Genomic DNA, 17,774 nt, shown 5'->3' on the forward strand with positions numbered 1-17,774 from the left:
GAAGAATGTTCCGCAGCACAACCAACCAGCAGACATTAGTTTTTTACCTCCTCAAAGATCTCCTGAAAGGATGGGACCTAAGACGGTTTTTTGCGGCTGCGGGCAGCTCCGAGAATCAAGCCTGCCAAAAAGCCTACGGGAATTCCTATTGTCAAGCCTCTGCCCAGATTGTCGGCAATTACACCGCCAACACTGCCTAAAATGATGCCTATGGCGATTCCCCAGGCGAGATATACATTTTTGGTACGGGTTTGAGGATGATAGGGATCGTTCGGGCGACTCATAGTGCTGCTCCTCCATTCCATCGTAGCTATATCTAATCTATAGCATAAGTCAAACCTAATGCTTTATACAAGCCGTTACGGGCTTTTCTCCAACTATGGAAGGAATACGATGCAGTTAAAGCAAAGAAAGCTCCGTCAGCTATCCGAACGAAAAACAAAAAAGCGGGAGCTTGCTGTTTTATTCCTTGCGGGCCCAGACCGTAAATTCATAGCGGTATGGATTTTTTTCATCCGTAACTCCAGGAACAGACTCCGTCATTTCCCAAACGCTGTGATCAATTTCCGGAAAATAGGTATCCCCTTCAAACTCATGGTCAATCAGGGTGAGAAGAAGCCTGTCCGCATCGGGCATAAACATTTTGTAAATCTCTGCGCCCCCAATAATGAATACTTCCTCCTCCGAATTCAACAGAGTGATAGCTTCATCCTTGGAATGGACTACCTCCGCTCCCTCGCATTTATAATCTTGATTTCGCGTTAGCACAATATTTCTTCTGCCCCGGAGAGGTCCTTTCATGGCTTCAAAGTTCTTTCTCCCCGAGACAACGGGATAACCGAGTGTCGTTCTCATAAAATAAGCAAGATCCTTAGGCAGGCTCCACGGCATATCGTTATCCTTGCCTATCAATTGATTTTTATCCATAGCCGCAATCAGGGTCCAACGTGGCATGACTACACTTCCTTTGACTCAAAAATAGAGGTTCGTCCCTAGTGTACCGAAGTCTCAGAAGTACAGCAAGGCACCTGGCTGCTTGAAGGAGTTTTCCCTCTATACTATTAGCAGATTAGAAAATACTATTTACGGATAATAAAATACTATTTACAGGCAAAAAACTGCGCTACTTATAAACAATAACCCTGCCGCACGGCAAAAAAACTCCCACAAGTTGTGGGAGCTCAAGAATTCCATCTATAGGAAAGAGATGGATAGGGGTGGCGATCCGTTAGTAGTGCAGTCCCTGCTCTAAAAATAAACGTTCATTGCCCAGCATCAGCTGGATGATAAAATAGAGCAGCGGAGCACTAAGAGTGGCCGTGATTAGAAATAAAATCCAGCCAAAACCGCTAAACTGCTGATCCTTGCTTGGCTTATTCACTTCTGCTTTTATCTTCCTCACCATCCTTGTCAAGAAATGATTCCGGTGATGATTTAAGTATAAAAAAGCCGGCCCGGCGTTTCTGTGATAAAAATCACATTAATCGCAAGCGACTTTCAAATATCCATCGGAAATTCAAAACATTGTCACAAATTCACAGCCAGGCAGGGCGTCCCATGAAAACAGCAGAGTCAGAAGCAAAATTTATCGTACCCGGGAAGGAAATAGCTCTAATCTTGCGAAATAGTGTATAGAGCAGGTTTGATTCTTTCAAGTTACGCTGCAATAATAGAGAATGCAGCGCTCAGGCCGATTCCGTGAAAAAGATAAAAGGAGGATTAGGCATGAATCCGACACCCGAACAACAGCAATGGATCAAAGATTACATTATCCTTGAATTCACCAGTCAGAAGCTTAAGCAAGATGGCGAAGCCCTGCAGCAGTTACATTTTCCTGCTATTTATACGGAAGCATTCAAACACATTGAAGAGCGTGTGCAAAAGGAATTACAGCATTTGAAGGAAAGAGTGGATGAGGCAATGACTGTGCCCATGCCCATATCCGAGAATGTACCGGGCAAGCTGACCTATGAATATTTCATTCAAGAAGAATCCCATAAAGTCAGAGTCCATGAGAAAGCACTTCAGGATATGGCAGCCAAGGTGATAGAGCAGCTTATGAACTAACAGGCGGCCTTTGCCAGCTATACTGGCTTTGCGTAAGTTTCTAAACCGGCAAAAAAGCTCCGGCCCGCGCTATCAAGCGTGACCGGAGCTTTTTATTCACTTGACACTTCTAAAGGGAATTGGCCATAGTCCGTCCACAAATGCTGACAATCATACTCGTAAGAGTCTTTTTCCAACGCTGAAGAAATCAGCAGGCAAACTCTATCGATGATCAATAGCAGCCCGAAACAGAGTAGCACCAAAATAACCATTGGAACACTCCTTCCCGCCTTGTAGCCATACTTGTCCTATATATATGACTGGCTCCGCCATTTCATCCATAAAATTGAGAAAAAGCTTACATGAAAATAGGCAGGAGACATGACTCGCGAATTGGCGGGAGACATGAGTTGCGGCCGGGAGTGGAAACTTGTGATGTGACATCACTTATCCTAGAATCCAGAGCGCTTCTCAGACGGGAACTCGGCTGCTACCGCTCTAGGAGTGACTTGAATGGTTGCACCCATTTGCTCAAATTTGTCAATTACCCAGCAATTTCAAAAATTCTCTCATAAATCCGGGCAGATCCGGCCACGCATGTCCGGAAACAATGTTGCCGTCTACATGCAAGGTTTCCTCTGTAAAAGCTGCGCCCAGGCTTTCAACGTCATATTTACAAGCTGTATAAGCTGACAGTGTACGCCCGCTGAAATAGCTTTTGTCCGCTAATGCATGCAGGGCAAGAGCGGCATGACAAATAGCTCCGACCGGTTTATTTGCTTTAAAAAAGTGCTCCAGAATTGCAGGAAAATGCTTGTCCAGACGAATATATTCCGGAGCACGTCCACCAGGAATGATTAACCCGTCATACTTCTCCGGCTCCACCTGATCGAATCCCAGATGCGATTCCAATTGATACCCTTGTTTTTCCGTGTACGTATCCCAGCCAACAAAGTCATGAACGACAGTATTGAGCACCTTCTTGCTTGGGGAAGCAATATGAGCTTCAATTCCCGCTTCGAGGAGACGGTAATACGGGTAATACACCTCCAGCGCTTCTACAGCATCTCCGGTAACAATAAGTACAGATTTGGACATGGAAATCACTCCTTTTTTGATGGACGGTGCCAAATTGGTAAACTCTAGCGCATCACGCTGGTCTTATTGTAGCATATCCCCCAATCCCAGAAAAAGGGATACGCCTAAGTTTCAAGAATAGAACAGGAATCCGGCTATTTATATCGAATGATTATGACCAGGGACTACTATTGAAACGGTTTAAGACAAAGGAAGACTAGGGACACAATTGAAACGGTTTAAGACAAAGGAAGACTAGGGACACAATTGAAATGGTTTAAGACTAGGAGCTGCAATTGAAATGACTAATGACCAGGAATTACTATGAACAGGGGTGGATAAGAAATGCTGAAAGGATTAACCCGCGCGGGGTTAGGAGATATCGGAAACATTGAACAATGGATTGAGGCAGCTTCCCGCCATCACTTCCAAGCTATCGATCCGGATGCCGGTGAACTGGTTGAATGGGTATCCGCTAAAGGAGCAGAAAAGGCTGCCGCATTCTTGGAGCAAAACAACATTCGTATTGGCTCAATCTCTCTTTCGGTACAATGGAGAGAAAGTGAGGAGCAGTTTATTAGCGGCCTCCCCGCATTATCTCAACAAGCGGCCGTTGCTTCTTCTCTCGGCTGCCGGTCATGCGGAACGTATATTTTACCTTCAACGGATCGGGACCCGGTGCGTTTTATGGCCCAGGCGACCCGCAGATTAAGGATTATCGCCCAAATTCTCGCCCCGTATGGCATTAAGTTGGCATTGGAATTTGTAGGCCCGCATCATTTGCGGACAAAATGGAAGCATCCTTTTCTATGGGAAATGGACGCTACCCTCGAGTGGATACAGGCCATTAATGAGCCGAATGTCGGGCTGCTGCTCGATAGCTATCATTGGTATACCAACGGATTAAGCGAGGCGGACATCCGCTCTCTCAGTGCAGAGCAAATTGCCCATGTTCATATTAATGACGCTCCCGATGTACCCATCGCCGAAGTTCTCGACAATGACCGTGTGTATCCGGGTGAGGGGGTTATTGATTTGCCAGCCTTCCTCAAGGCGGTTAAGCAAACCGGGTACCAAGGAGCCGTTTCCCAGGAAATTTTAACTCCAGAGCCCCCTAAGGCAACCAGTGAAGAGCTGCTTAAGCGTTCTGAAGCGGCCTTCAGCAAAGTATTCGGTGAGGCGGGACTTTAGTGATTTGGGGAGTACCCGTCAGTTCTTTTTAACGCTCGCCATAGCTCTTATTTGGCAAAAAAGACCGTGATTTCATTTCTAACGCTTCTCCTCGCTCTTATTTGTGACAACTAGGTGGGAAAACCGCATCTTGAAGCAAAATAAGGACGATGGCGAGCGTTACATTTTTCAAATCCCTAATTTGGGTCAACGGATGGTTAAGGCCGATTATTGCTTCTCCTCTTTGGTACAGCTAGCATATATCAACAAAGATCACGGCCTGCAGCGAAACACCGTGCGCAGCTCCCAGCGCACGGTGCAAAGAAGTGGATTATGCTTTTAGTTAAGTCAATATAAAAGCGCAAACTTTGCCCGGGCCGTGAACCCCAATCGTGAGATCATTCTCTATATCGGCGCTGCGGCTTGGTCCGGTAATCAAATTGATAGACGATGGCAGCCGCTTCATTCCCGGATATTCGTTGGCCATATTTGCGAATACCTCGCCCATACGGCCGACGATCTGATCCGCTTCGAATATTGCGAACAAAACCTGGGTGAGCAGACTGACGGACCTGCCATGATTTTTATGCGACATGAGCGCCAAGGTGCCGGAACCCGCTATTGCATAATCAGGCCATATGATTCCGAGCTGGCATTGCTCCGCCTGCTTGAGCAATGCACTGCGCTGTGACCAGCGGGAAGCCTGCTGATAAGGCATAGGCGGCTGCAGCACAGGCTGCGTAGGAGAGGCAGAGATGGTCTCCGCTTTGCAGCTGATGTTATCGATGTGACTCTCCTCAGCATGCAGCTCCCCACCGTCAGCTGTTGAATCTTCCGATTCGCTATCGGAGCTGGCTGGCGAAGAAGCTCTCGCCTGCCAGCGAGTCAGCTCCACTCCTGCTTGCTCCAGCACTTTGTCTGTACCCAGCGCCCACAGCCTTGCATCATCCCAGCAAACCGCTTTAGTTACCTGGTTAATTTCGGTCACTTGTCTCAGAGCCGAAGCCAGTAAATTGGGCGCCTCAGCCTTTTCCGCCGTCCATACCTCGCCGTTCAGAGCTTTCCATTGCTGAATGAACATATCCAGCTTCTCCTCCCGGCTGTAAGCCAGGCTTTTGTAGGACTCTGGAACTCCGCGGAAGGGATGCGGCGGAGCCTCAGTTAAGACCCTGTTTCTGCCCAGCTTTCCAGCCAAACGTCCGATAAAAGCTTCCCGGCCATGAATGCGTTCCTCAAATAGCTGTCTGCCCAATCTACTTCACCTCTTTCTTCCCGGATTTGTTATTATCGGCTGACTTGTCAGACAACGGGTGTCGTTGGCTTTCTTTCAATTCCTGCTGCAGCGCCTGCCAGCGCTCGCGAAACGCCAGCTTCGGCTTCATCGGAAAATAGCGGGATTGGGTCCAAGCGGCTATTGGCCCGGGACCTCTGCGAATGACACCTTGGCTGCCGAAAGGCTGCTGCAAATAATACGCCGCTTTTGTAGCCATCTTATACAGCCTGACCTGCCCGAATGTGGTTTGATAAGTTTTGAACGCCATCCTCTCCGCAAGTGACGTGAGCTTAAGCTTTACCTTGCGGTGACGCAGGTGAACCAGCATATCGTGCAGCGGGATTTTCACCGGGCAAGCTTCATAGCAGGCTCCGCACAGGCTTGAAGCATAGGCCAGCTGTCCGGCTTCCTTCATATCCTGCTGAATAAGAGGCGTCAGTACCGCTCCTATCGGCCCGCTGTAAACGGAACCGTAAGCGTGCCCGCCAATATGGCGGTATACGGGGCAGACGTTAAGGCAGGCCGCGCAGCGGATGCAATGCAGGACCTCCTGGAATTGAGGATCACCAAGCTGCGCGGAGCGGCCATTATCGAGCACGATCACATGGAGCTCCTCCGGTCCGTCCTGATCCATGGCCCCTCGCGGCCCCGTCAGCATGGAGGTGTACACTGTAAGCTTCTGGCCGGTTGCGCTTCGGGCCAGCAAATTCAGCATCACTTCCAGATCATCAAAAGTGGGGACGAGACGCTCCATGCCCATTACGACCACGTGCACTTTGGGAAGCGTGGACACCATCCGGCCATTACCTTCATTGGAGACAAGCGTAATCGAGCCGGATTCCGCCACGGCAAAATTACAGCCGGTAAGTCCAATGTCCGCTTCCAGAAAGTACTGGCGCAGCTTTTGCCTGGCATACGCCGCCAATGTCTTCGTCTCGGGAGCAAGCGGCTGCCCGGCGTCATTGCTGAACAGCTCGGCGATTTGCTGCTTGTTTTTATGAATCGCGGGAATGATCAGATGTGACGGGGTTTCACCGGCCAGCTGCAGAATATACTCTCCAAGATCCGTCTCAATCGCGGCTATGCCTTCTTGCTGCAAACGCTCATTCAGATGTATTTCTTCAGATACCATCGACTTGCCTTTGGCCACCAAGGTAGCCCGGTGAGCTTTGGCGATTTCTAGAAAGACCTTGACCGCTGCTTCCGCATTCTGACAAAAGTGAACATGCCCGCCCGCTTCGGCCACATTATCGGAAAACTGCTGTAAATAATAGTCGAGATGCTGAATCGTATGCTCGCGGATGGCTCTTCCTCTCTCCCGCCATTCCTCCCAGTCTCCCAATTGTTCTGCAGCAGCATATCTGCCTGCTCTTAATTTGTCGGTCGTATAGGCTACCGCCTGCCGCAAAAACGGATCGCCCAAGGCGGCTTTCGTCCGCTTGTCTAACCCGCTGCCGATCAGCTGCTCTTCGGGCTGGCGGGGTTTGCCCGGGCCCGCCTCGCCGGAGCCTGCCGCCTGCATTTTGTTAACGCTCACGGTTTTTCACCCCTCTTTCCAGTAACTCGGCCAGGTGCATAATGGTTACGTTCCGCCCTTCCTTTTGCAGCCTGCCGCCGATATTCATTAAACACCCCATGTCAGTGCCTACGAGAACCTCCGCACCGGTGTCGGTGACATGCTTGGCTTTTTCGGCAACCATCGCTTCAGACATATCTCCCATCTTAACTGCGAAAGTTCCGCCAAACCCGCAGCAGTCCTCCTTGTGAGGCAAATCTGCAAGCTGAACTCCCTCCACCCCGCAAAGCAGCTGCAGCGGCTCTTGCCTGATCCCTAATAATCTCATAGCATGGCAGGACGGATGGTAGGTTACTTTGGCCGCAAAATGAGCTTCCAATTCCCGTATCCCAAGAACATTCACTACAAATTGAGAAAATTCATACGTTTTCTCGACCAGAGCTTCTGCTTTAGGCTGCCATTCCGGATCATTAGCGAATAAGTGGGGATAGTAGTGATGGATCATTCCTGTACATGAACCGGAAGGAGATACTACATAATCGCTGTGCTCAAAAGCGCGTATCCACGATTTGGCCACTTCTCTCGCTTCATCCTGATAGCCGCTGTTAAAGGCCGGCTGTCCACAGCAGGTCTGACCTTCCGGAAAATCGACTTCACAGCCGTAGCGATGCAATAAACGAACGACACTTTCTCCTACTTGCGGATACAATTGGTCTGCTAAGCATGTAATGAACAAGGATACTCGCATATGGACCTCCTATACTCTTCTAAAATAAACCGCTTACTTCTACTTATCAGGTTATCAGATAAGTTGATCGTTGAAAACTGCTTTTTAAAAAATTGATTTCAAAATAAATAAAAAATATCGGTCCGTTATGCGGACGTATCCGGGAGATGCCGTACTAACACCTGCTCTACATAGTACAAATGCAGTTTCATTTGATGCTGAGCCAGTTCCGCATCCTGCTTTTGCACCGCTTCGTAAATCTGTTTGTGCTCAAGCCACAGCCTTGTCGCAGCCGGCGTTTTGGAATACAGCTGCAGCCTTCGGGTCTGTCTTATTGCAAGCTCCACCTGTCCGGAAATCGTCTCCAAAAGCCGCACCATAATCGGATTATGGGTCGCTCTTGCCAAAGTCATATGAAACAGCAGATCATACTTTTCACCCTGCTGCTCCTCGCCCAGATATTGCTCCATTTCATCCAGAATGGCTTTGAGCTGCTGCAAATCTTCCTCTGTTCGCTTGACTGCAGCCAAGGCGGCGTTAGCCGCCTCCAGCGCTTGCCGCGCTTCCAAGAGCTCCAGCACCGTTTCCTTTGTCAACAAAAAGGACTCCAGCCCCGGCATCGGCAAATCATCTGCCTCGAGTCGTCTTATGTAGCTGCCCTCCCCTTGGCGGATTTCAACCAGCCCCATTGCTTTCAGGGCGCTCAACGCCTCACGAACGGTAGAGCGGCCTACGCCATAGCTTTCTGATAGCTCCCTCGTAGATGGAAGCTTAGTCCCGGGCTGCAGCTTTCCCTCAAGAATCTGTTCTTTAATCTGATCTGCAATTACTTCATATATTTTTAAATGCGTAAGTCGACGAAACGCCATCTCATTCACTCTTTCCTATAAAATGCTGGCTGTTTTTTTAGAATTATCGCCAAAATGCTTGCTGTTTTTTCAAATTATCGCCCATTTACAAGCAAGTAGCAACCCCTCAGGCGAAATCCCGCAAGCTCTGCATAATTTGTTGGTTTTGCTGAAAAAAGATGGGAAATTTGAAAATGAGTCATCTACTCGTGGTATAATGGTTTGTATGTCTGAATTTTAGATATGAGCAGTTTTTTGCATAACTCTTCGGAGTTACAGTTCATCAAGGAGTTTGATCAAATTTATGGCTAAATTTTCAAAAGCGCTCTACCCATTGCTGCTGCTTGCCTTATGGCTCGTTGCATTCGTAGAGTATTTTAACCGCAGCAGTGCCACTGGCACCTTGACCTGGCTGCTGGATTTTAATGTTCTATTTTTAAATTTTTTAATTGTTTTAAGCTTTCTTCTCTTAGGAATCGCCATCACCGGGCGCACTCGCTGGGGGTATTGGCTCATCGGGGTTATTTTGCTGATTCTTGCGATCGCCAGCGGCATCAAATTCAAGATTATGGGCGTTCCGATTTTGCCTTGGGATTTATTTTTAAGCAGTGAGGCCACGAATGTGCTCCCTTACGTATCCAGCATTCTCGATTGGAAGACACTGGGTGCCTTTGCCGTATTTTTGCTCGGCAGCTATCTCATGGTGCACAAGCTCCCTCACTTCAACTTTAAGTTCAATTGGATTACTCGTGGAGTATTTGCGCTTCTTACGGTTCTAATTATTACCGGCATTTATACAGACAAGCCTTTTCCGCTTAAACAAAAGCTAGATGTTCGCTTTATTACATGGGATCAAGCGTCAAGTTATCTGCAAAACGGGTTTATGCTGACGTCTGTTGAAAACATGAAGCTGATCTTTATAGACGAGCCCACGGAATACAACCGTGCGATGATTGAGCAAATTATTGCCAATACTGAAAGCAAAACCGAGTTGAACCCGGTTGATCCTAACGTTATCGTGATTCTCTGGGAAGCGTTTTGGGATCCGACCATTATGGAGGATGTCCGCTTCAATGAAGACCCGATCCCGTTCTATCACAGCCTTCAGGAGGAGTACACTCACGGCTGGATGCGAACCCCTTCCTTTGGAGGCGGAACAGCAAATGTGGAATACGAAATCTTGACGGGCAATACGATGCGCTTTCATGCTCAAGGTTCTCTTCCGTTCATTCAGTACATTAACGGTCCGGTCGATTCCCTTGCCAGTATTCTGGGGCGGCAAGGCTATGAGCCGATTGCCATTAACACTTATCACAACTGGTTTTTCAACGCCAGCACCGTCTATAAGAACATGGGCTTCTCCCGTTTTGTCAGCAGTGAATATTTTAATCCGGTTTACAGCGGTCCGTTTCTAGCGGACGATGAGCTGGCCAACGTCATTATTAGAGAGACGGAACAAGCCGACTCGCCAAGCTTTATTTTTGCAAAAACCATGGAGAATCACTATCCGTTTGATCCGTGGAAATTCGGCGGGAATGACTTTAAAGTGGAAGGCGCCAATTTATCTGATGAAGCGAAAGGCTATCTGGAAACGCTGGCTCAAGGAATTCACTCCGGAGATCAAATGCTGAAAAAGCTCGTGGAGTATTATACAGAAAGCGGAGAACCAACCTTGATCCTGATCTTCGGTGACCATTTACCGGTGCTTGGCGATGATTACTTGGCCTTTAGGGAAGGCAACTTCATCAAGGACGGAGATCCTGATACCTGGGACAAGCTGTACAGCACCCCTTTCCTGATTTGGAACAACTATTTAAGTGATTATGAAATCGAAGTGGATAAGCTCAACGCTTCTTTCCTGCCAGCATATTTGCTTCATATGATCGGAAAAGAAGGAAATTACTACACAGACTTTTTGTACTCGTTCTATGAAAAGACACCGCAGCTGCCCGGTGCGGAATCGGGCGAGTTCCAGGCGGAAATGAAAGCTTATGAGCTCCTGCAGTATGATATTCTTTTCGGCAATCAATACGGGTACAACGGTTATAAGGATCAGATCATTAACCCTAATTATGTACTGGGTTTCGGCCCTATGGCAGTGGACAGCATAACCTCACAATCTTCACCTGAAGACGAGGAGATGGTCGTTAAGCTAGAAGGGCAGAACTTTGTCCCGGAGGCAAATGTATACCTGGATAATCAAGCGCTGGAGACAACCTTTATCGATCATGAGACATTAACGGCCACTCTCCCTGCAAGTCAGTATAACCGCAGCCGTACCAAGCAATTCGACGTAAGAGTGATCGATACGAAAAATGTGACCATTACCGAGACGAATAAGCTTACGTTAGAGTTGGATGAATAGGCGGCCTTTTGCAGCTAATCACGATGGAGATCTTGTTGATCTTCCCGGTTAACGCACAGGCACTAACAATAAAGCAAGTAAGGCGGCTGAGGTGGGCTAGTCCCCCGAAGCTCGCTTACTTGCTTTTTGCACTTTTAATATGGATACTTTGACTGCGCCTCAAGAATCTTTAGGTTCTATATGGACATGCACATAACGAATGTTATGACTCTCCTCCATACGGCGCTCAATTTCTTCCGTTATGTCATGACTCTCCACTACATTTAGATGTTTATTGACCAGCACGATCACATCGACCAGAATGTTGTTGCCGTGCTTGCGTGCTTTGATCTCCTTAATGGAGAGAACCCCGGGAGTTCCCCGCACCGTTTTTTTGTATTCCTTCAGATCATGCTCATGGAAGCCGTCCGTTAACGTATGCGACGCTTCACGGAAAATATCCCAGGCGGTTTTTAAAATCACTACACCTACTGCGGCTGCGGCTAGCGGATCCAGCCAAATCAGGCCAAATTGTGCGCCGATAATGCCGACAAAGGCTCCTATGCTGACGAGCGCATCGGATTTATTGTCCTGAGCAGCGGCGTTCAAAGCTCCACTGTTGATTTTACGGGAGAGGTTCAAGTTATATCGGTAAACAAAAAACATGACCAGCGCACCGCCCAGCGCGACCCATGCAGCCAGCATATTAGGCGCTTCGGCTTCTCCGCCAAAAAATGTGCTGCGGACCGCCTGAACAAGCACCTGCAGGCCGACCGCTGCCATAATGAAGGAGGCGATCAGGCTGGCTATCGTTTCCGCGCGGAAATGCCCGTAAGGATGGTCGGAGTCCGGGGGCCTGCGAGAAATTTTCAAGCCGATCAATACGGCGATACAGGCAACAATATCCGTTGTATTGTTAAAGCCATCCGCCATTAGCGCCTCAGAATATGCCATATAGCCAATCGTCAATTTTACTGCCGCCAACACTAGGTAAGAGATAATACTAAGCCAGGCGCCCTTCTCCCCCTGCTTAATGTTCTCATAATCCACCACTGCTCTGACCCCTCCGTTACGTTCCTTAAGCTACCTCAACTATGTTACCCTATTGATATCGTGTGGGTCTAGAGAAACAGTTTTGTCCCCCTTCCTAAAACTAAGGCTCAGCAAAAGAAGTTGCCTCGTCGAAAGACGGATGAACCCGGCTAACTGTTTTTCCTTATGGCAATTAACCGAAATAAAGGGAAAAGCACCACCGGATATCAGCCAAGGCCGAATCGGGCAGTGCTCCTTCTTATTTGTTATATCTCCTAGTTCATTTACTTGTTTGCCGTGTACCATTCATTGGCAGCTGTAGTCATTTCTTCTCCGCCTTGTGCTTTCCATTCCCGGATGAAGCTGTCATATTCGCTCAATGGCTTTACATTGCTAATAAAGTTGATAAAGTTATCATCCTTTAATTGCTTCAGCTTCTGTACATTTTTGGATACATTCTCGATGGGCGGCGCAAAGGCGAGCGGATCTGTATGAATATTGTCTCCCGCATTTTCCTGATAAGTCTCAAAATAGGTTTGGACATGAATGTTTTTACGTACACGCGCTTGCCAGTATGTCGGGTAGACCCTCTCATCAACCCCGGTCATAAAGGAGCTCGCATTGTTCCATTCGTCGTTGAATTTAGGATTGAGAGGGTAGTATTTGTCATCCTTGAACTCAAAGTGCTCGCCCTCCATCCCGATCGCAAGGCCTTTGAAAATGTCCTCCTGCAGCTTCATATCCAAATACTGCATCGCGTGCTCTTTGTTTTTAGCAAACGAAGGAATAACGGTATAGAAGTTTGCTCCGGCCGAACCGGCAAGATTAATTTCACCTTGATCATTCTTCAGATAAGGAATAATAGCAATTTCGGCTTCCGGGAAATTCTTCTTCAATGCTTCCACAACTGCTTCCGCATCCCACCAGGCCAAGCGGTACATGGCTGCCTGGCCGCTTGTGAATTTCTCTATCGCTTTGGCCGAAGTATTGATACCTAATTCGGAGTCAACCAAGCCTTCACTGTAGAGCTCAGCCATATAAGCGAGATAGTTCTTGGCAGCATCTGTTTCTACACTGTGCACAAGCTGGCCGTCCTGCTCTACCCAATCCGTGGTCAGTCCGAAGGTACCGGCAATTTCAGGATATACCGACTCCAGGCTGCCCATCATTGTCAGCGGGATAACATTTTTCTTCGCTTTCAGCTCGCGCAGTACTTCCTTTAATTCTGCCGTATTCGTCGGGATTTCCAAATTCAGCTCATCCATCCAGTCTTTCCGGACGACAAGCGATGTTCCGATCGTAATCCCCCCGCCGGTTTCGGGAATGGCATAAATTTTGCCGTCAATCGTCGCTGCTTGCCAGGATTCTTCAGCGATCGCAGCTCTCAAATTATGTCCATACTGATCAAGCAAATCGTTCAAAGGCTCCAGGGCTCCGGAAGTAACCAGCTTGGCAAACTGATTTCTGCCTATCTTCATAAAATCATAAGGCTCCTTATTGGCCATCAATAAATTAAGCTTTTCATCCGGCTGCTCGGCCGGCAGCATTTCATACTCGACTTTATAGCCTGTTTGCTCTTCGAGGAAAATGGCAACCGGTTCTTTGTCCGCTTCAAATCTTCCATAAGGCATCAACTGACGAAGCACCGGCTTTTCTTCAACTTGGGCTCCGTTCGAAGCGCTAGGCGATGGCGAGGATGACGGGCTGGCCGAAGGCGAGGATGTTGGCTGCGATCCCCCACTACAAGCGGATATGAGCAGTGTTAATGCAGCTGTTGATAACACAACCGTTTTTTTGCGGTGCATGGACATGAAATGTTTCATTGGATTTAACCTCCCTTTTCTTTATCCGGCTTGAAACTGAGATTTCCGCTCATGTCACGTAAGCCGTTTGTTGTACACCTGCTACCATAAAGCCGCTTACTGGTTGACGCGCATCACCGCCTCTCATAAGATCATTCCTTAAGGTCTTTATGTTCTAGCCTTTAACCGATCCGATCAGCACCCCTTTGACGAAATATTTCTGCAGGAAGGGATAAACAAGCAAAATCGGAATGGTAGCAAGCAAGATAGATGCTGCTTGGATGGCTTGCGGAGTAGCGTTCATCGCCGCATCAATGTTGCCGAGATTATCCCCGCTTATAAACGCATCGCTGGCCGATACAAGCAGTTCTTTCAAATATAGCTGCATAGGCTTTTTACTGGCGCTGTTAATGTAAATCATGGACATGAAGTAATCGTTCCAGAACTGAACGGCATAGAAAAGGGCGATTGTCGCGAAAACGGGTTTCGATAACGGCAGCGTAATTTTGAACAAGATCCGCATATTGCTGGCACCGTCGATTTTGGCCGATTCCTCCAGACTGTCCGGAAGGCTTTCGAAATAGTTTTTAATAATGAGCATATTGAAAACATTAATCATGGCGGGAAGGAAAAGCACTGGCAGCTTGTTAATCAAACCGAGATTATGCATAAGCAAATAAGTAGGGATCAAGCCTCCGCTAAACAGCATTGTAAAAATATAAATTAGAATAAAGTATTTTCTTCCCCGCAATCTCGGCTTGGACAAAGGATACGCAGCAAGCGCTGTCATAAACAATGACAAGGCTGTTCCTACCACTGTAATAAAGACGGAAACCCGGAAGGAATTTAAAAATAAAGAGTCTTTCAGCACATATTTGTAGGTTCCCCACTGAATATCTATCGGATATAAGGTCACCATCCCAGAGATAACGGCCGCTTCACTACTGAGCGACTTCGCAATCAGATTAAGGAAGGGGAAGATTGTTACCACCCCGAACAGCAGAAACAGGAAGTAGTTAAATCCTGAGAATATCCTCTCCCCCGGAGTAAGCTTGATCAGATTTGAGGTTTTTTTCCCGCCTGATCGTTTAGTCTGTTCTGTATCTGCCCCTGCTTTGCTCAATTGGCCCACGCCCCTTTCTTTGTCTATTTCTTGTCAACCAATATCTACATTCGTTAGCGGTTACCAGATTCCACGCTGCAAATATTTGCGGGCCAAAGCGTTTCCGGTAATAATCAAAAAGAAGCCGATCACGGAATCGAATAAGCCGACTGCCGTGGAGAAACTGTAATCCTGCTCTCCCAGTCCTATCCGGTATACATAAGTCCCAATAACATCCGCAACACTATAGACCATCGGATTGTACATAACAAGAATTTGCTCGGTACCGGCCTCCAAAATATTCCCTAAGCGAAGAATGAACATCAGCAGGATGATTGGAGTTAATCCTGGCAACGTAATATGGATGATTTGCTTGAATTTGTTAGCTCCATCGATCTTGGCGGCTTCATACAGCTGAGGATCGATGCCGGCCAGCGCGGCCAGATAAACAATCGTGTTCCAGCCGACTTCTTTCCAGCCTGCAGACGTAATTAGAACGGAACGAAAGATTTCCTGGTTCATAAAGAATGCGATCGGTTCCCCGCCCAAAGCTGCAATCATGCGGTTAATCAAACCGCCATTGGTAGAGAGTAAATCAAGGAATAAACCGCTTACAATAACCCAAGACAAAAAATGAGGCAGATACACAATGGTTTGAATCGTGCGCTTGAAAATCATGTTCCTTAGCTCGTTCATCAGGATCGCCACAATGATTGGGAGCGGGAACAAAAACACAATTTTGTAAATCGAAATTAAGAGCGTATTTTTAAATACATTGAAGAAGGCTGGGGACGAAAACAATCTTTCAAAGTTAGCCAGCCCTACCCAAGGACTAGCAGCAAACCCCTGAAAAATATTAAAGTCCTTAAAAGCAATGATAATGCCATACATCGGAGTGTATTTAAAAATGAGCAAGAAAATAAGTCCCGGCATTAATGCTACGTAAAGATCCCAATCTTTCACAACATCGGCTCTTAATTTGCTCCAATACCCCTTGCGGGAAACCGGTGTTAGTGGCTTAAGCGGAGTAGATTTCATAGGATTCCCCCTGTTCTGACGGATGTTGGGTCGGCTGCAAAAGTAAAAATATTCTCCATAATCGTTCAGGAAAAAGGAAGCCAACTCCTTATGGATTACAGTTTACTCGGATTCGGCGGTTGTTTATAGCGGACATCGATTACTTTTTGTAGTACTTTGATTACTATTTGCGGTACTTGTCAGGTGGAGAGGTTGAGACTTCCCCGCACTTATCTATAATGAATGGTAAAGGCAGGGGAACTTAAAACGTAAGAAGAGGCGCTCTACTAACGAGGCTATTATAGGAGGAATCAGTATGCTGGAGGAAATGGAAAATGCGGTTTGGCTTTATATGGGCAAAAGGGAGTGGAATCCGGAACAATTATCCAATCTAGCCGCATGGTGTGAAAGAAACCGGATTAGCAAGGTGCTGCTGCACCTGCCTCTACATGCCCGCCTGCGAATAGAGAATGCAGAGGAAATTCGGGCATTGATTGATAGCTGTGGCGCACAGGGGCTGGAGATTCACGCCATGATCACTACCCTCGTTCAGCGGGTGGAATCAAGAAGCGACCTGCTGCTGCAGGACCGCGATTGCTACTGCATAGACCAGCATGGCGTAGCCAACTGGGATGAGCCCCCGCTGGGCAAGCTATTTTTGCCGGATCCATCGCATCCATTAACGGTTCCCACTATTTCCGCGGCCTGTCGGGATATAGTGGAGCAATTCCCCGGATTGGCCGGGATTCATTTGGATTTTATTCGCTTCTATTACTATCAGTCGGAATTAAAAGTGGACATTCGAAATGGCGGTCACTGGAATTCATTGCTTAAGCCGGGCGAGCCTATCCGGTTGCAAACTGCTGACGGGAGTACCGCGACATTCTTTATTGGAGAAGTCAACAGAGCATTCCAGGACCCGCCTATCGGCCGTGAACTTGTTCTGCAGCGAACCTATACATACTGCTATTGCTCCCGTTGTCTATCCTTGTTCCAGCAGTCATCGGGAGTGGACATACCGGTAAGCTTGCAGGATACCCCGGCTATAGCTAAATGGCTGCAGGACCATGCCAAGGAGCCCTGGCTGCAATTCAGGGCCTCCTTGATTTCCGATACCGTCCGAGCAATTAGAGAAGCAATGAGGGAGCATGACCCGGCTAAACAATTATCCGCAGCGGTTTGGTACAATGCCCCCTATGGCAATGAGTTAAGAGAGGAGCCGCTAGTTGCGGGCAGCGTCTACGAGCATTTCGCTCAAGCCTGGTGGGAATGGGCGCAGGAAGGTTTGCTTGATTTTGTTTGTCCAATGAATTATTGGCTCAAACCATCAAGCTTCGGCAAGATCACCCAGAGCCAGGTTGTTCAATCCGCCGCCAAAGTTCCAGTTTACGCGGGGCTATTGCGTTCAGCGGAGTTTCCGATAGAACGGTCCGACTTGGAGCTGTATAAGCAGGAAGCAAAATCAGCCGGCGCTCGCGGACTCTCCTTCTTTTCTTACGACGGTTGGAGAGAGTTGATCTAAGACGAACGGCACTGGGAAGTATATAAAGGGCTGTTTTGAAGAAGTGGAAGAGTTCAGCCCGATAACTAAGAAAAGTAAATCCGGAGAATGCTGTAATTTCAAAATTTCTGGAATATCAAAATTCTTATAATATCAAAGCGAAAACAGTCACGCCATTGGAATCATCGAACACAATCGCCTCTGCAGCGGGAACCGAGGCGAAATCTATGCGAATACAGCCATGTCATTGAAAGCTCAAACACAACTCCTGCATGAAAATAGCCTGGTTTGGCGGGAATCGAGGGCTGCGCGGAGTTCC

17 protein-coding genes are annotated in these 17,774 nt (G+C 47.7%); 5 read left to right on the plus strand and 12 right to left on the minus strand.

The window, feature by feature from the left end:
* Positions 1 to 77: 77 nt before the first annotated feature.
* The 3 genes from PSHG_RS27725 to PSHG_RS30575 form a co-directional block, all read right to left on the minus strand.
* Positions 78 to 284, minus strand: a complete 207-nt coding sequence (locus PSHG_RS27725; RefSeq protein WP_010274117.1) for a hypothetical protein — start codon at positions 282 to 284, stop codon at positions 78 to 80.
* A gap of 178 nt (positions 285 to 462) precedes the next feature.
* Positions 463 to 954 (minus strand): dihydrofolate reductase, encoded by a 492-nt coding sequence (locus tag PSHG_RS14835; RefSeq protein ID WP_010274120.1) that lies wholly within the window; start codon positions 952 to 954, stop codon positions 463 to 465.
* Between the two features lie 274 nt (positions 955 to 1,228).
* A complete protein-coding gene (locus PSHG_RS30575; protein ID WP_157213456.1) occupies positions 1,229 to 1,381 on the minus strand; it encodes a hypothetical protein in 153 nt (50 codons plus the stop codon).
* A gap of 344 nt (positions 1,382 to 1,725) precedes the next feature.
* On the opposite strand from PSHG_RS30575, the gene PSHG_RS14845 reads away from it, so the two are divergent.
* Positions 1,726 to 2,067 carry a hypothetical protein gene (locus PSHG_RS14845; protein ID WP_010274122.1) on the plus strand — a complete coding sequence of 114 codons (342 nt, stop codon included), beginning with the start codon at positions 1,726 to 1,728 and terminating at the stop codon, positions 2,065 to 2,067.
* A gap of 519 nt (positions 2,068 to 2,586) precedes the next feature.
* Here PSHG_RS14845 and PSHG_RS14855 read toward each other — a convergent pair.
* Positions 2,587 to 3,144, minus strand: a complete 558-nt coding sequence (locus PSHG_RS14855; protein WP_010274125.1) for a DJ-1/PfpI family protein — start codon at positions 3,142 to 3,144, stop codon at positions 2,587 to 2,589.
* A 324-nt stretch (positions 3,145 to 3,468) separates the two neighbouring features.
* Between PSHG_RS14855 and PSHG_RS14860 the strand changes: the two genes are divergently transcribed.
* Together PSHG_RS14860 and PSHG_RS14865 are read left to right on the plus strand one after the other, a co-directional pair.
* On the plus strand, positions 3,469 to 4,314 hold the full coding sequence (locus PSHG_RS14860; protein WP_010274126.1) for a sugar phosphate isomerase/epimerase family protein: 846 nt from the start codon (positions 3,469 to 3,471) through the stop codon (positions 4,312 to 4,314).
* 130 nt (positions 4,315 to 4,444) lie between these two features.
* Positions 4,445 to 4,636, plus strand: coding sequence for a hypothetical protein (locus PSHG_RS14865; RefSeq protein ID WP_010274129.1), 192 nt, complete (start codon positions 4,445 to 4,447; stop codon positions 4,634 to 4,636).
* On the opposite strand, the gene PSHG_RS14870 is transcribed toward PSHG_RS14865, so the two are convergent.
* The 4 genes from PSHG_RS14870 to PSHG_RS14885 form a co-directional block, all read right to left on the minus strand.
* Positions 4,637 to 5,545, minus strand: coding sequence for a LutC/YkgG family protein (locus tag PSHG_RS14870; protein WP_010274130.1), 909 nt, complete (start codon positions 5,543 to 5,545; stop codon positions 4,637 to 4,639).
* 1 nt (position 5,546) lies between these two features.
* Positions 5,547 to 7,088 carry a LutB/LldF family L-lactate oxidation iron-sulfur protein gene (locus PSHG_RS14875; protein WP_052310070.1) on the minus strand — a complete coding sequence of 514 codons (1,542 nt, stop codon included), beginning with the start codon at positions 7,086 to 7,088 and terminating at the stop codon, positions 5,547 to 5,549.
* Positions 7,089 to 7,092: 4 nt separating this feature from the next.
* Positions 7,093 to 7,830 (minus strand): (Fe-S)-binding protein, encoded by a 738-nt coding sequence (locus PSHG_RS14880; protein ID WP_010274135.1) that lies wholly within the window; start codon positions 7,828 to 7,830, stop codon positions 7,093 to 7,095.
* A gap of 125 nt (positions 7,831 to 7,955) precedes the next feature.
* Positions 7,956 to 8,678 carry a FadR/GntR family transcriptional regulator gene (locus tag PSHG_RS14885; protein WP_010274137.1) on the minus strand — a complete coding sequence of 241 codons (723 nt, stop codon included), beginning with the start codon at positions 8,676 to 8,678 and terminating at the stop codon, positions 7,956 to 7,958.
* Positions 8,679 to 8,961: 283 nt separating this feature from the next.
* On the opposite strand from PSHG_RS14885, the gene PSHG_RS27730 reads away from it, so the two are divergent.
* Positions 8,962 to 11,022: a sulfatase-like hydrolase/transferase gene (locus tag PSHG_RS27730; RefSeq protein ID WP_010274139.1), complete on the plus strand. Its 2,061-nt coding sequence runs from the start codon at positions 8,962 to 8,964 to the stop codon at positions 11,020 to 11,022.
* Between the two features lie 159 nt (positions 11,023 to 11,181).
* Here PSHG_RS27730 and PSHG_RS14895 read toward each other — a convergent pair whose 3' ends face one another.
* The 4 genes from PSHG_RS14895 to PSHG_RS14910 form a co-directional block, all read right to left on the minus strand.
* Entirely contained in the window at positions 11,182 to 12,054 is an 873-nt protein-coding gene (locus PSHG_RS14895) for a cation diffusion facilitator family transporter (protein WP_010274141.1), read from the minus strand.
* Positions 12,055 to 12,317: 263 nt separating this feature from the next.
* Positions 12,318 to 13,856, minus strand: coding sequence for an extracellular solute-binding protein (locus PSHG_RS14900; RefSeq protein ID WP_010274143.1), 1,539 nt, complete (start codon positions 13,854 to 13,856; stop codon positions 12,318 to 12,320).
* Positions 13,857 to 14,010: 154 nt separating this feature from the next.
* Positions 14,011 to 14,958 carry a carbohydrate ABC transporter permease gene (locus PSHG_RS14905; RefSeq protein WP_010274145.1) on the minus strand — a complete coding sequence of 316 codons (948 nt, stop codon included), beginning with the start codon at positions 14,956 to 14,958 and terminating at the stop codon, positions 14,011 to 14,013.
* A gap of 60 nt (positions 14,959 to 15,018) precedes the next feature.
* Positions 15,019 to 15,975 carry an ABC transporter permease gene (locus tag PSHG_RS14910; protein WP_010274148.1) on the minus strand — a complete coding sequence of 319 codons (957 nt, stop codon included), beginning with the start codon at positions 15,973 to 15,975 and terminating at the stop codon, positions 15,019 to 15,021.
* Between the two features lie 295 nt (positions 15,976 to 16,270).
* Between PSHG_RS14910 and PSHG_RS14915 the strand changes: the two genes are divergently transcribed.
* Positions 16,271 to 17,476 (plus strand): glycoside hydrolase family 10 protein, encoded by a 1,206-nt coding sequence (locus PSHG_RS14915; protein WP_010274149.1) that lies wholly within the window; start codon positions 16,271 to 16,273, stop codon positions 17,474 to 17,476.
* The last annotated feature ends 298 nt before the right edge of the window (positions 17,477 to 17,774 follow it).

The sequence above is a fragment of the Paenibacillus senegalensis JC66 genome, from assembly GCF_000285515.1.
GTDB lineage: Bacteria > Bacillota > Bacilli > Paenibacillales > NBRC-103111 > Paenibacillus_L > Paenibacillus_L senegalensis.

Bases quoted from the DNA above. Each gene is read 5' to 3' on its own strand.
- PSHG_RS27725 (WP_010274117.1), bottom strand. From the start codon at position 284: ATGAGTCGCCCGAACGATCCCTATCATCCTCAAACCCGTACCAAAAAT.
- PSHG_RS14835 (WP_010274120.1), bottom strand. From the start codon at position 954: ATGCCACGTTGGACCCTGATTGCGGCTATGGATAAAAATCAATTGATA.
- PSHG_RS14845 (WP_010274122.1), top strand. From the start codon at position 1,726: ATGAATCCGACACCCGAACAACAGCAATGGATCAAAGATTACATTATC.
- PSHG_RS14855 (WP_010274125.1), bottom strand. From the start codon at position 3,144: ATGTCCAAATCTGTACTTATTGTTACCGGAGATGCTGTAGAAGCGCTG.
- PSHG_RS14860 (WP_010274126.1), top strand. From the start codon at position 3,469: ATGCTGAAAGGATTAACCCGCGCGGGGTTAGGAGATATCGGAAACATT.
- PSHG_RS14875 (WP_052310070.1), bottom strand. From the start codon at position 7,088: ATGCAGGCGGCAGGCTCCGGCGAGGCGGGCCCGGGCAAACCCCGCCAG.
- PSHG_RS14880 (WP_010274135.1), bottom strand. From the start codon at position 7,830: ATGCGAGTATCCTTGTTCATTACATGCTTAGCAGACCAATTGTATCCG.
- PSHG_RS14885 (WP_010274137.1), bottom strand. From the start codon at position 8,678: ATGGCGTTTCGTCGACTTACGCATTTAAAAATATATGAAGTAATTGCA.
- PSHG_RS27730 (WP_010274139.1), top strand. From the start codon at position 8,962: ATGGCTAAATTTTCAAAAGCGCTCTACCCATTGCTGCTGCTTGCCTTA.
- PSHG_RS14900 (WP_010274143.1), bottom strand. From the start codon at position 13,856: ATGAAACATTTCATGTCCATGCACCGCAAAAAAACGGTTGTGTTATCA.
- PSHG_RS14910 (WP_010274148.1), bottom strand. From the start codon at position 15,975: ATGAAATCTACTCCGCTTAAGCCACTAACACCGGTTTCCCGCAAGGGG.
- PSHG_RS14915 (WP_010274149.1), top strand. From the start codon at position 16,271: ATGCTGGAGGAAATGGAAAATGCGGTTTGGCTTTATATGGGCAAAAGG.